Below are 13,625 nucleotides of genomic sequence, written 5' to 3'. Positions count from 1 at the left end.
GACGTCGCCGCCCACCTCGGCACCGACCACCGCACCCTGACCCTGGACGCCGCCACCCTGGCCGACCCGCACCTGCGCAGCCGTGTCGTCCAGGCATATGGCACGCCCCCAGGTTGGGGCGACCGCGACCGCTCCGCCTACCTGCTCTATCGCGCCGTTCGCGAGCGGACGGTCCTGTCGGGCGAAGGCGCGGACGAGCTCTTCGGCGGCTATGCCACCTTCTTCGACCCCGCGATCCACGACGCCGCGACCTTTCCGTGGGTGGTGTCGTACTACGACGACTACGGCCCGGCCCCCGGCCCCCGGCGCCCTGCGTCCGTCCCTCGACCTGCCCGGCTATCTGGCCGACCAGTACGCCCAGGCCATCACCGAGGTGGACGACCCGGCGCGGATCGTCACCCACCTGTTCCTGACGAGGGCACTGCCCGTCCTCCTCACGCGCAAGGACAGCGTGAGCCGGGCCGCCGGGCTCGACGTCCGCACGCCGTACACCGACCCTCGCCTGGTCGAGTACGTCTACAACGTCCCCTGGTCGATGAAGACCTTCGACGGACGCGAGAAGAGCCTGCTCCGGGCCATTGCCCGCGACCTGCTGCCTGGCTCGGTCCTGAAGAGGGTGAAGACCGCCTACCCCTCGACCTGTGACCCCGCCTACCTGGCCGCCCTCGAACGGCAGGCGAGGCACCTGGCCGCCCAGGACCACCCCGTCCTCGACATCGCCGATCGCACCTGGCTCGGCACCGCCGACCCGGCGATCCCCCGCGACCGCAACACCATCGAGTGGATCCTCAACCTGGCGGCCTGGCTCGACACCTACCGCCCCACCCTCAACCTCTGACCGGGCGCCCCCAGGTCCTCAAGGGCGCGGCGGCGCTCGTCCAGCCCGCTGGTGCAGACCGCCAGCACGACCAGCCCGCCGGTCTCGTCGATGTCGCGGTCCCCCGCCTGGCGGAGGATCCGGGACACCGACAGGGGCTCGCCGTCCGCGAGCATGAGGTGAGAGTCCGCCCCCGGATCATGACGGTGAAGCGCGAGCACGCCGCCGTGGTTGCCGCGGCGATCGAGGCTTTCACTCCGTAGAGACGGCGTCATGTTTCATAATGCTTGGAATGAACGGGACACCGGCGCCCCCGCGTTGGATCCGGCGATTCGCACTCCTGTCGGCCGTCTGGCTCGCCGGGGTTCTCTATTTCCTCACGTTGACCTGGCTGGGAATGGGCTTCCTGGGGGTGCCGACCGGTCCGGCCATCGCATTGGAGGCCATTGGCGTCGTCGCCTTTAGCGTGATCACCGGCGAATACATGCTGCTGTCCTGGTTCAACGTCACGCCGCGCCGTACTGAGCGATTCAGGCTCCGGTTCTTCGTCGGGGTACTGGCGGTGTTCTTCGGCGCGGTGCTTTGGTGGAGTCTGTCCCCCTTCGATGTGCCGAAGTTCATTGTTTTCGGCGTCTACATCGGGGTCGTGGCGATGGTATTGACCCAGGTCGGGGCGGCTCACTCGCGCTGGATGCCACGGGACGGTCTGATCCAGCCGCGCAGTGTGGAAGACGCGCTCCACATGGTGGAACTGTGCGGGACGCTGAGTGCGCGGGCTTTGCGTCCGAAGCAGAGATACAACGTCATGGTCAATCATGCCAACGCGCTGACCGTGGCCGCCCGGGCCGGTGACCCGCATCGGCGGCTCCTGGACGCGTACCAGATCTTGATGGAGCTGCACCGCTCCCCGCTCGTGGACGAGCGGAACCGCCGCTTCGTGGTCACCAGGCGGCTGGTCCAGGTCGCCTCCGCGCTGAACGAGCACGGGGAGGAGACGGCCCTATACGAGCAGGCCCTGGAGCTGTTGCGCCAGGAGGCCGAAAGGCGTCCGGCCGACGCGACCGTGCGGTGGGCATGGCTGGTGAACCGGGCGGACTTCCTCTTCCGGCGGATCGAGCGCGACGCGGCCGGCGGCCGGGTGCCGGCCGACGAGCGGCGCCGGCGTGAGGAGGCGCTGGGCCTGCTCTGGGAGGCGTTGCCGCTGTCCTTTCCGGGCGACCGCACCGAGCTGCGGCTGCGTCTCCTCGACCAGCTGGTCACCTATGTGGAGCGCACCGGCGAGACCGCGGATCTGGCGGGCCACATCCGGTTCGCGCGCATGACGGTCGACAAAATCGGCCGGCTCGACCGAGAGGTCCGCCCCATGACGCGGATCATGTTGGCGAGGCTGCTCCGGCAGCGGGCGCTGCGGTCCGACCCCCTTGACGCGACCGCGCTGGACGAGGCCGAGACGCTCGCGGAATCGGCCACAGAGTCCTCAGACGCCGATCAGCGATCGTTCGCGTGGCTGTTCGTCGCCCTTCTGCACCGGCTGCGCCAGGAGCGGTTCGGGGGTGGCATGCCCGCCGCGCGCCGCAGCCTTGAGGCCCTGCACATGGTCATGACGGTGGCACCCGGCCATTCCATGGTGTCGATGAGGGCAGCCGACCTGTCGGGAGCGTGGGCGGCCGAGCACGACGATGCCGAGGCGGCCGCGTACGGCTTCACCACGGCGCTCTCGGCCGCCCGGCGGCTGTCCGCCATGGGCATGGCGCGCGGCCAGAAGGAGATCCCGCTGCCGGAGGTCGGCGCCATCGCGGCGGAGGCAATGCATTGGCAGCTCGCCTGCGGCCGTCACCGCGAGGCGGCGCTCGCCCTGGAGTCGGGGCGGGCGCTGGTGCTGACCGACATGGTGGGCCGGGAGATGCTGGTGCGCAGGCTGGACGAGCAGGACCCGGCCCTCGCCGAGCGCTACTCCAGGCTGACCGTCGAACTCGCGCGGGCCGAGCTCGACGCCACCGGCCCCTCACTGGACGGCATGGCGCCGATGGCGCATCTGCAGACACGGCTGGAACTGGGCAGCCGGCTGCGCGCCCTGCGGGACGAGTGGGACGCGCTGGCCGACCGGTTGCGCTCCGTCCCCGAGTTCCGGGCGCTGATCGACGAACCCCGCTACGTGGATCTGCGGGAGGCCGCCCGCCAGATGCCGCTGCTCTACCTGGCGGCGGCGGACCGAACCGGTCACGCGCTCCTCATCACGGCTGAAGGGGACGCGCCCGAGGCCGTCGAACTGCCCGGGCTCACCCGGACGGCTCTCAACGAGATCGTCGCGCGGTACCAGGACGCGGTCAGCGCCTTGCCCGGTGAGGTCATGGCCCTGTCCGGTGACGAGGCCCGCTGGGCGGCCGTGCTCCGGGACACCCTCGGCTGGCTCCATGAGAACGTCATGGGGCCGGTCACGTCCGGGTTCGGGCTGTCGGGCCGGGTCGCGCTGATCCCGGTGGGGCCGCTGGCGCTGCTACCGTCGCACGCCGCGCTCGCGCACGCCGATCCGGCGGCGGCCGAGAAGATCACCTGGCAGTACACGCCGAACGGGCGCGTCCTGGCGCGGCACGCCAGGCTGCTGAACGGCCCTTCCAGCCGCAACCGGGTGCTGCTGACCCTGGACGAGGGGCGCGACGGGACCGGCAGGCTGCGGCACGTGCCGGGGGTCGAGTCGGCGGTGCACGCGTGGGCACCCGAGCCCGCCACCGTGCTCCGCCATGGGGAGGCGACCCGCGAGACGGTGCTGGCGGCTCTTCCTCACCACGACGTGTACCACTTCAACTGCCATGGGCGGGCCGACCGGGACGACCCGTTCGCGAGCCACCTGCGGTTGGCGGACGGCCCGCTGGCCATCCGCGACTTCCTGGGGCGGCGCCTGCCGGGCCGGCTGGCCGTCCTGTCGGCCTGCGAGAGCGCGATGGCCCGCCGGGACCTGCCCGACGAGGTGGTGAGCCTGCCCGGCGCGCTGATCGAGGCGGGCGTCCCCGGGGTGATCGCCAGCATGTGGGCCGTCACGGAAATGCCCACTTTCCTGATGACGGCGCGCTTCTACGAACTGTGGCTGGACAAAGGGCTCCCACCAGCGGACGCGTTGCAGCGGGCACAATCCTGGCTTCGCGCCTCTACCGTCCGCGACTTCGACACCTACCTGCGCGCGAACGGGCACAGTGGCTGGCCCTGGCGGTACGGCGCCGCGAGCGCCGAACGCAAGCTCGTCCAGCGGGTCTACCAAGAACCCGATCATTGGGCCGCGTTCGTCTACACCGGCATCTGACGACCTCCCTCATGACCGAAGGAAAGGCACATGACCCCAGCCGTGATCACGCTCTACCGCGACCTGCCCGGCAAGGACGTGGACGAGCTTCTCTCCCTGCTCGACGAGGCCGGGATCGACGCGGAGGTCGGCCCGCCGCACGTCCGCATGGGCGGGGCCGTGGAGGCGACGGTCCAGATTCTCGTGCAGGTCTCGCTGGAGAACCTGGGCGGGATCCTGATCACCGCGGCGGGCGCGCGGCTGTGGAAGGCCCTCCGCGGCCTGTTCGACCGCGATGACGAGGAGGGAACCGGCGACCGTGACGAGATCGTGGCCGTCATCGTCGATCCAGCGACCGGAGACCGGGTCGAGCTGACTCGCGGCGCGCTGCGCCAGTCTTCGCTGCCCGACCTCCTGGATCTCGTGAACGGACGGCCGGGGGATCGTCCGCCCCTGGTCATCGTCTGGAACGAAACCTCCGGAACCTGGCACATCTACGAGCCGCCGCAGTTGCTGCTGTAGTCCACCCGGACGGTCCTGCCGCTGCGATTCCAGACCGGGGCCGCGTTGTTCTCGAACTCTTGTCAGTGAGCGCGGGCTTCGCGAGTATCGGTTGAGGACGGCCCGCGAGGAGGACCGGTGGAGTCTGCGCAGCCGTGGGAGTTCAACCGGCTTGAGCCGCCCTACCTGGACGATCCGTACCCGCTGTACGCGCGCGCCCGCCGCGAGGCGCCGGTGTTCCACAGCCCGGAGTTCGGGATCTGGTTCGTCACCCGCTACGACGACGCGTGGGCGGTGCTGAAGGACACCGCGCGTTTCTCGTCGCGCTTCCTGATGCGCACGCCCCCCGACGCGCCGCCGGCGGTCGGCGAGGTGTTGCGGGAGGCGTACCCCGAGCTGCCGATGCTGGTCAACGACGACCCGCCGAGCCACACGCGGACGCGCGGCCTGGTGAACCACGCGTTCGCGCCGCGGCTGGTCGCGGCGCTCGAACCGAGCGTCCGGGCGATCGTCACGCGGCTGGTGGACGGCTTCGCCCGGGACGGCGGCGCCGACCTCATCGCCGAGCTGGCCTACCCGGTGCCGATCGAGATCATCTGCACGCTGATCGGCCTTCCGGTCGAGGAGCGCGGCCGGCTCAAACGCTGGACCGACGACCTGGTGGAGCTCGGGGCGCCCGGCACCGGCGGCGAGCGGCAGCTGGAGTGCGCGCGCAGCTCGGTCGCGTTCCAGCACTACCTGGAGGCGCGGGTCGAGGCGCGGCGGAGCGAGCCGCGGGACGATCTGCTCACCGCACTGATCGGCGCGCGCGTCGACGGCGAGCGGCCGCTGGACGTCGCCGAGCTCGTCAACCTGCTGATCGTCCTGATCTTCGGCGGGCACGAGACCACGACGAACCTGATCGGGAACCTCCTGGTGCTGCTGCTCGCGCGTCCGGAGATGCTCCGGGCCGTCCGGGACGATCCGTCCCTGACCGACGCTGTGGTCACCGAAGCCCTGCGGATGGACACGCCGGTGCAGGGCACGTTCCGGACGGCGACCGAGGAGGCCGCCCTCGGCGGGGCGCGCATACCGGCGGGCGCGAAGGTGATGGTGCTGTTCGGTTCGGCCAACCGCGACGAGGCCGTCTTCTCCCACCCTGACCGGTTCGACCCGGGCCGGAGCAACAATCAGCGGCATCTCGGATTCGGCCGCGGCATTCACGCGTGTCCCGGCGCGTCGCTCGCCCGCCTGGAGACCCGGATCGTTCTCGACACCATTGCCGAACGGCTTCCCGGCCTGAGGCTGGACACCGCCCGGCCCCCGACGTATTTCCCCAGCCTCATGCACCGCGGTCCACAGGCATTGCACGTGCTCTGGCGGGACTGACGTCCGCCGTCCATTAGCCTCGGGCTTTCACCACGTCACTCGCGGTGCTCAAGGAAAGAGGCTTCCAGGTAATGGCGACCTTTGTACTGATTCACGGGGGCGGCGACGTCGGCTGGTCCTGGCATCTGGTGGAGGCCGAGCTGCGCGCCCGCGGGCATGACGTGGTCGCCCCCGATCTGCCCTGCGAGGACGAGACCAAGGGCCCGGCCGAGACCGCCGACCTGGTGGTCCGGGAGATCGGCGACCGCCGGGACCTGGTGGTCGTCGGCCATTCGCTCGGCGGCTTCACCGCACCGCTGGTCGCGGACCGGCTCCCGGTCGACGTGCTGGTCTACCTGGCGGGAATGATCCCCGACCCGGGCGAGACCCCGGCGGACTGGTGGGGCAACACCGGCTACGGCGCGGCGGTCAGGGAGCAGGCCGCCAAGGACGGCGGGCTGACCGGCAACGACGACCCGTTCATCGGCTTCTACAACGGCGTCCCGCGCGAACTGGCGGAGGAGGCGCTGAGCCGCGAGCGCGGCCAGTCGGACGCCACGTACTCCGCGCCGCTGCCTCTGGCGGCCCACCCGGACGTGCCGACGAAGTTCATCCTGGCCAAGGACGACCGCTTCTTCCCCGCCGATTTCTTCCGCCGGCTCGCGCCCGAGCGGCTGGGCGTCGTCCCGGACGAGATCCCCGGCTGCCATTGCGTCATGCTCAGCCACCCCAAGGAGCTGGCCGAGCGGTTGGTGAGCTACCTCGGTGCGTGAAAGCGCCGGTCAACGAGCGCACAGGCGCCTGACCGGCGAATGGCGGCCTGACAGCCCGACCGGATACCTTTTGTGGCAAGCGCCGTCCACGAAAGCCAGCCGCCCCAAATGACACCAGTGCTGATCGGGAGGGACCACCCCGCCGGTGTCCTGCGTGCCGAGATGAGCCGGGCGGCCGGCAGCCACGGCGGGCTGGTCCTGGTGACGGGCGAGGCCGGGATCGGCAAGACCACGCTCGTGACCGAAGCCGTGGAGGACGCCAGGCGGCAGGGCGCGCTCGTGCTCAGCGGCTCGTGCTGGGACTCGGGCAGCGCCCCCGGCTACTGGCCCTGGGTCCAGGTGATCCGGTCGCTGCGCCGGGCCGCCGCCCCGGAGGAGTGGGCGGAGGTGGAGAGCGCGACGGCCGACGGGCTGTCGGTGCTGCTGGGCGAGTCCGGGGCCGGCGACCCCGCCGAAGGGTTCCGGCTGTTCGACGCCGTCACCACGGCGCTGGTGTCGGTGTCGCAGTGCCGCCCGGTGGTGGTCGTCCTCGACGACCTGCACTGGGCCGACCCGGCGTCCCTCAAGCTGCTGGAGTTCGCCGCGCAGCACACGTGGTTCGAGCGGCTGCTGCTCGTCGGCACGTACCGGGACGTCGAGGTCGAATGGGCCGAGCACCCGCTGCGGTCGCGGATGCTGACGCTGGTGGCGAAGGCGACCACCGTGACGCTGACCGGCCTCGACCGGGACGCCGTCGGCGCGCTGATGGCCCGGACGGCCGGCCGGGAACCCGATGACGGCCTGGTCGCCGAGGTCCACCGGCGGACCGGCGGCAACCCGTTCTTCGTGGAGCAGACGGCCAGGCTGTGGCGCAGCGGCGGGTCGGTCACGGCGATCGCCCCCGGCGTCCGGGAGGCGCTGCGGCGGCGGCTCTCGCTGCTGCCCGCGGCGGTGGCGCGGCTGCTCACCGACGCGGCGGTGCTCGGCCGCGAGTTCCACCGGCAGGTGCTCGCGGCCTGCGCGGCGGCGCCGGTGGCCAGCGTCGACCGGCAGCTCGACCAGGCGTCGTCGGCGCGGCTGGTGACCTCGCTCGGCGGCGGGCGGTTCGCGTTCGCGCACGACCTCGTCCGCGAGACGCTGTACGAGTCGCTCGACGAGGACGCGGCCCGGCGGGGGCACGCGGCGGTCGTCCGGGCCGTCGACGCGGCCCCGGCGCTGCGCGACAAGATGCTGGTGACCGAGCTGGCCCGGCACGCCCACCTGTCCGGCGACGAGCTGGAGCCCGCGCGGGCGGTGGAGCTGCTGGAGGCCGCGGCCCGCGACGCCGGCGACCGGCTGGCGTTCGAGGAGGCCGCCGGGCACTACCGCCGGGCGCTGGAACGTGCCGGGCGGGACTCTCCCGCCGGCCTTCGGGTCGCGCTCGCCCTGGGCAGCCAGCTGCGGGCCATCGGCGACCTCGGCGGCAGCAGGCGGATCTTCGACGAGACCATCGCGGCGGCCCGCTCGTGCGGCAGTCCCGAGCTGCTCGCCCGGGTGGCGCTCGGCCTCTACCTCTACGACGAGGACGCCGACCACGCGCTCAAGGTGGATCTGCTCCACGAAGCGCGCGACCTGCTGGTCCGCACGGGCGGGGCGCCCGGCGACGGGCCCCTGGCGGACCCCCTCTCCACCGACCATCTCGCCAAGGAGCTGGCGGTCCACCTGGGCTCGGCGGCCCAGCGGGCCGGGGACGACGACGAGCTGTCGTTCAGCCTGTGGGCCCGGCACAGCCTGATCTGGGGGCCGGGCTCGGCCGTCGAGCGCGAGGCGCTCACGAGGACGATGACCGAGGTCGGGCGCCGGACGGGCGACCAGATGATGGAGCACTTCGCCGGATCGCTGCGCTGGGTGGCGCTGCTGGAGCAGGGCGACCCGCGCTTCCTCGACCAGTACCACGCCTTCGTCGCCCTGGCCGAGCGCAACGGCCGGCCGCGGTTCAGCCTCGCCTCGATCGCCGACCAGAGCATCATCTCGGGCTTCCTCGGCCGGTTCGACGACGCCGACGCGCTGCTCGACCAGGTGGACGCCTTCGGCCCGCCGCTCCCCGGCGAGTGGACGATCATGTTCAAGCACCTGCGGTGGGCGCTGCGGCTGCTGGAGGGCCGGTTCGACGACGCGGACGCGCTGCACCAGACCCTGACCGACGCCGCCCACCCGTACACGCGGCTGCTCCAAGCCCTGACGGCGGTCCAGCGCGGCGACGTGGGGGCGGCGCTGGCGCACGTCCAGCAGCACGAGGGTGTGGCCGAACCGTATCCGCCCACCATCATGCCGATGTGGCTGCGGTTGCAGGCGGAGGTGGCGGCGGCCTCGCGCGACCCGGAGCTCTGCGCGAAGGCGCGTGCGGACCTCACGCCGTACGCGGGGCTGTGGGCGGTGTCGCTGTGCGGCTGCGACATCGGCGGGCCCATGAGCCACTGGACGGCCCTGATCGACCTGGCCGAGGAGCGCTGGGACGACGCGATCGCGGGCTTCACCGACGCCCACCGCTCCGCCGACCTGCTCCAGTCGGGTCCCTGGTCGATCGAGGCCAAGTCGCGGCTGGCCGAGGCGCTGCTGGGCCGCGGCGGGCCGGGCGACGCGGAGGCCGCGGCCGGGCTGCTGGACGAGGCGGGCCGCGTCGCCACCGAGATCGGCATGCGGCACGTCGGCCGGCGCGTCCAGGAGCTGGGCCCCGAGCCCGCGGCACAGGCGGAGCCGGGGAATGTGTTCCGCTTCGACGGGCAGGTCTGGACGCTCTCCTACGCCGGACGCACCGTCCACATGCCCGATGGCAAGGGCCTGCACGACCTGCACACGCTGCTGGAACGTCCGGGTGCGGACGTGCCCGCCGTGCGGCTGCTGAGCCCGGAGGGCGGCGAGGCCGTCGTCGCGGCCGGGCGGATGGGCGGCGACGCCGTCCTCGACGAGGAGGCCAAGGCGCGGTACAAACGCCGCCTGGCGGTCCTGGACGAGGAGATCGACCAGGCCGCGTCCCTCGGCGACGACCGGCGGGCGGCCGCGTACGACCGGGAACGGGCCGCGCTGCTGGACGAGCTGCGCGCCGCCGCCGGCCTGGCCGGACGCACCCGCCGCCTCGGCGACCAGGCCGAACGGGCCCGCAAGACGGTCACCGCCCGCATCAAGGACACGCTGCGCAAGCTCGACCAGCGGCATCCCGAGCTCGCCGCCCATCTGCGGGACGCGGTCTCCACCGGATCGTCCTGCCGCTACCGGCAGGAACGCGAAACCGCCTGGCACCTGTGAGCGCCAGGCGGTCCCGCTGTCCCGCCGCTCGCGGGTCGCTGCTCGCGGGTCGCTACTTGCGGTTGTAGAGCCGCATCGTGACCGTCCCGAAGACCGCGATGAGCACGGCCCCCCAGATCAGCACCCACATCAGCGCCGCGCCGTTGGTGTGGCCGCCCATCAGGCCGCGGACGGCGTCCACCACCTGCGTCACCGGGTTGACGTCGACGAAGACCTGCAGCCAACCGGGCATGGTCTCGGGGTCGACGAAGACGTTGCTGAGGAAGGTCAGCGGGAACAGCACGAACATGCTGACCGACATCACCGCCTTCTCGCCGCGCATCAGCAGGCCGACCATCGTCCAGACCCAGGAGAAGGCGAACGAGAAGGCCACCAGCACCGCGATCCCGGCCACCACCCCGACCGGGCCGCCGTCCGGGCGGAAGCCCAGGATCAGGCCGAGGGTGAGGATCACGATCGAGGCCATGGTGTACCGGAACATGTCGCCGAGCAGGTAGCCGACCATGGGGGACGGCCGCCAGATCGGCAGGCTGCGGAACCGGTCGAACACGCCCTTCTCGATGTCGATGTTGACCGAGACGCCGGTGTACATGGTGGTCATCACCACGCTCATCACCATGATCCCCGGCAGCAGGAACTGCAGGTACTCCTTGGTCGAGCCCGCCAGCGCCCCACCGAACAGGTAGGTGAACATCAGCACCATCATCACCGGGAAGATGGTGACGTCGAACAGCTGCTCCGGCACGTGCTTGATCTTCAGCATCGCCCGCCAGCCGAAGGTGAGCGAGGCCGACAGGGCGCCCGGTCTCGCCGGGCGGTCGCCCCGTGCCAGCACCGTGCCGAGGATCTCCGCCGACGGGACGTACGACGAAGCGGTCGTCTCCTGTGTCGCGGTGCTCATGCCGCCACCTCGTCTTCCTTCGCGTCGTCGTCGGCGGGGTGACCGGTCAGGGTCAGGAACACCTCGTCCAGGCTGGGCTGGCCGAGGGAGAAGTCGTCCACGGTGATCCCGGCGCGGGACAGCTCGGACAGGGCGCGGGACGCCTGCTCCGCCGCGCCGAGCTTGGTCTCGTCGCCGGAGATGCGGGCGGTGAGCGCGACCGGGTCGGCCTCCAGCTGGACGGACGCGCCGAGCTCCCGTGCCAGCACCTCCTCCGCCTGCGGACGCTGCGCCGCGTCCCGCAGCCGCACGTGCACCGCGCCCGCGCCGATCGACGCCTTCAGCTCCCCGGGCGTCCCCTCGGCGATCACCTTGCCGTGGTCGACGACCGCGATCCGGGCCGCGAGCTGGTCGGCCTCGTCGAGGTACTGCGTGGTCAGCAGCACCGTGGTGCCGTGCGCCACCACCAGGCGGACGATCTCCCAGACCTGGTTCCGGCTGCGGGGGTCGAGGCCGGTGGTGGGCTCGTCCAGGAACAGCAGGTCGGGGGTGTTCAGGATGCTGGCCGCGATGTCGATGCGCCGCCGCATCCCGCCCGAGTAGTTCTTGACCTGCTTGTCGGCGGCGTCCGCCAGCCCGAACGCCTCCAGCAGCTGGCCCGCCCTCTCCCGGGCGGCCGGCTTGCGGTGGCCGAGCAGCCTGCCGAGCAGCATGAGGTTCTCGGTTCCGGTGAGGTCCTCGTCCACCGACGCGTACTGCCCGGTCAGGCTCACCTTGCCGCGGACGGCGTCGGCCTCCTTCCTGACGTCGAGCCCGAACACCCGGGCCTGCCCGTCATCAGGGCGCAGCAGGGTGGCCAGCACCCGCACCGCCGTGGTCTTCCCCGCGCCGTTCGGACCCAGCACGCCGTACACCGTGCCGGTGGGGACCTGGAGGTCCAGGCCGTCCAGGGCCCGTGTCTTCCCGAAGGTCTTGACCAGCCCCTCGGTCTCGATCGCCAAATCTTGCTTACTCATCGTGTGTCCTCTCCAGAGGTGGTTCAGGAGACGTAGGGGCGCGCCGCGCGGGCGTCCCGCAACGCCAGGCCCCACCAGGTGAGCTGGTCGAGCATCGACTTGACGCTCTGCGCCGACGCCTCCGCCGCGCACGGCAGGCCGCAGTCGTCGACGCTTCCGTCCAGCAGGTCGAAGCTCACCCGGCAGGGCATCGTCACGCTGTGCAGGCCCGTGAAGACCGTGCGGAGCTGCTCCACCGCGTACAGCCCGGTGGAGCCCATCCCGTACGACACGAAACCGACCGGTTTGGCCTGCCATTCGTCGTAGGCGTAGTCGATCGCCTCCTTCAACGCGGCAGGGAAGCTGCGGTTGTACTCAGGGGTGACCACCACGAAGGCGTCCGCCCGGCCGACCTGGGCGGTGAACTCGGTGACCCCGGGGGTGGCCGCCTTCGGGTACCGGTCCGGGAACCGCACGTCCAGCAGGTCGATGACGGCCACGTCGAGGGCGTCGCGCTCGCGCGCCCGGTCCGCGAGCCAGCAGCCGATCCGGTCGCCCACCCGTCCCTCGCGGGTGCTGCCGACGATGACCGCCACCCGCAAGGGCGCCGCGTCATGGATCATCGGATGCCTCCCCTAGGTCTTGGGTGTTCACCCAGAAGGCGCCAGAACCCGCGCGATCCCCCGCTAGATCCGATCTAGCACACGATGATGGCATTCACCCCGAAAAGGGCAAAGGCGTCCAGCGCCTGGGGAGCAGGCGCTGGACGCCGTTCCGGCCGCGCTCTGGCGCTGGCCGGCGGAGGGCCCGGCCGTCAGGTGCGGAAGGGGCCCGTGACCTCGTAGGTGATGCCGGAGCCGTTGGTGCCGCGCTGGGAGGAGAAGTACAGCCGGTTACCGGCGGGGGTGAACGCCGGGCCGGCGATCTCCGACCCGCTCTGCCCGGTGACCCGCAGGAACACCGAGATCTTGTCGTCCGGGGTGATCAGGCAGATCTCCATGTTGCCGCCGTCCTCGGCGACGTACAGGTCACCGAAGGTGGAGCCGGTGATGTTGTCGACGCCGGTGAGCGGGGCCGGGCCCGGGTTGACGAGGTTGTCGTCGTAGGCGAGCTCGAACGTGTTGTTGCCCAGGTTGAACTGCCAGACCCGGTTGTCGCCCTTGGTGGTGATCCAGACCGTGTCGCCGGCGTAGTGGCAGCCTTCGCCCCCGTTGAAGACTTTCATGCCGGAGACCTGGTCGCGGGTCGGGGTCGGCGAGCCGTCCGGGTCGGGGACGTTCGCCCAGGAGAACGAGCCGGACGTGCCGGACCCGCCCGTGAGCACCTGCAGCGTGCCCGAGGACAGGTTGCCCCAGGTGGCCGGGATGAAGCGGTAGAAGCCGCCGTCGCCCGCGTCCTCGGTGAGGTAGATCACCTTGCGGACCGGGTCGGCCGCGGCGGCCTCGTGGTTCCAGCGCCCCATCGCGGCGCGGCGGGTGGCCGGGGCGCCCCACGGGTCGCACTCCCACACGTAGCCGGTGCTGACCTCTTCGCACGACAGCCAGGTGTTCCACGGCGTGGCGCCGCCCGCGCAGTTGCGGTTGGTGCCCGACAGGATGCGGTACGCCGAGGTGACGGTTCCGGTGGAGCTGAAGCGCAGCGCGGAGGCGCCGCCGGCGTTGGACCCGACCTCGGAGTTGGACACGTAGATCCAGCCGGTGCCGTCGGCGAAGCAGGCCCCGCCGTCGGGCGCCTGGTGCCAGGTGTAGGAGGTGCCGGGCACGGTCTGGCC

At 71.7% G+C, this 13,625-nt stretch carries 10 protein-coding genes and 1 pseudogene; 6 read left to right on the top strand and 5 right to left on the bottom strand.

From position 1 onward, the window contains the following. The first annotated feature begins 36 nt into the window (after nt 1–36). Nucleotides 37–838 (top strand): annotated as a pseudogene (locus ETD83_RS42965) (asparagine synthase-related protein). On the opposite strand, the gene ETD83_RS31985 reads toward ETD83_RS42965, so the two are convergent. Further along, nucleotides 814–993, bottom strand: coding sequence for a hypothetical protein (locus ETD83_RS31985; RefSeq protein WP_138648940.1), 180 nt, complete (start codon nt 991–993; stop codon nt 814–816). The pseudogene ETD83_RS42965 and the gene ETD83_RS31985 sit on opposite strands and share 25 nt — an antisense overlap. Before the next feature lie 116 nt (nt 994–1,109). Between ETD83_RS31985 and ETD83_RS31980 the strand changes: the two genes are divergently transcribed. The 5 genes from ETD83_RS31980 (at nt 1,110) to ETD83_RS31960 (ending at nt 9,979) form a co-directional block, all read left to right on the top strand. Further along, nucleotides 1,110–4,115, top strand: a complete 3,006-nt coding sequence (locus ETD83_RS31980) for a CHAT domain-containing protein (RefSeq protein ID WP_138648939.1) — start codon at nt 1,110–1,112, stop codon at nt 4,113–4,115. A gap of 30 nt (nt 4,116–4,145) precedes the next feature. Then, on the top strand, nt 4,146–4,616 hold the full coding sequence (locus tag ETD83_RS31975; RefSeq protein ID WP_138648938.1) for a hypothetical protein: 471 nt from the start codon (nt 4,146–4,148) through the stop codon (nt 4,614–4,616). A gap of 117 nt (nt 4,617–4,733) precedes the next feature. Continuing rightward, nucleotides 4,734–5,963, top strand: a complete 1,230-nt coding sequence (locus tag ETD83_RS31970) for a cytochrome P450 (protein WP_138648937.1) — start codon at nt 4,734–4,736, stop codon at nt 5,961–5,963. 71 nt (nt 5,964–6,034) lie between these two features. Next, entirely contained in the window at nt 6,035–6,715 is a 681-nt protein-coding gene (locus tag ETD83_RS31965; protein ID WP_138648936.1) for an alpha/beta fold hydrolase, read from the top strand. A gap of 108 nt (nt 6,716–6,823) precedes the next feature. Continuing rightward, nucleotides 6,824–9,979 carry an ATP-binding protein gene (locus ETD83_RS31960; RefSeq protein ID WP_138648935.1) on the top strand — a complete coding sequence of 1,052 codons (3,156 nt, stop codon included), beginning with the start codon at nt 6,824–6,826 and terminating at the stop codon, nt 9,977–9,979. 52 nt (nt 9,980–10,031) lie between these two features. Here the strand turns inward: ETD83_RS31960 and ETD83_RS31955 are convergent, their stop codons facing one another. From ETD83_RS31955 to ETD83_RS31940, 4 genes are all read right to left on the bottom strand, one after another. After that, nucleotides 10,032–10,880 carry an ABC transporter permease gene (locus ETD83_RS31955; RefSeq protein ID WP_138648934.1) on the bottom strand — a complete coding sequence of 283 codons (849 nt, stop codon included), beginning with the start codon at nt 10,878–10,880 and terminating at the stop codon, nt 10,032–10,034. Beyond that, the gene (locus ETD83_RS31950; RefSeq protein WP_138648933.1) at nt 10,877–11,875 is read right to left on the bottom strand and encodes an ATP-binding cassette domain-containing protein; all 999 of its coding nucleotides are present in this window, start codon (nt 11,873–11,875) and stop codon (nt 10,877–10,879) included. Before ETD83_RS31950 ends, ETD83_RS31955 begins: the two co-directional genes overlap by 4 nt. 23 nt (nt 11,876–11,898) lie before the next feature. Further along, entirely contained in the window at nt 11,899–12,477 is a 579-nt protein-coding gene (locus ETD83_RS31945) for an NADPH-dependent FMN reductase (RefSeq protein WP_138648932.1), read from the bottom strand. Between the two features lie 191 nt (nt 12,478–12,668). After that, nucleotides 12,669–13,625: alkaline phosphatase PhoX (locus tag ETD83_RS31940; protein WP_138648931.1), on the bottom strand; the 957-nt coding region annotated here is incomplete at its 5' end.

Source organism: Actinomadura soli, from assembly GCF_005889715.1.
GTDB classification, from domain to species: domain Bacteria; phylum Actinomycetota; class Actinomycetes; order Streptosporangiales; family Streptosporangiaceae; genus Spirillospora; species Spirillospora soli.
The sequence above is the reverse complement of the archived record's forward strand: the minus strand, read 5'-3'. Positions and strand labels throughout refer to the sequence as shown.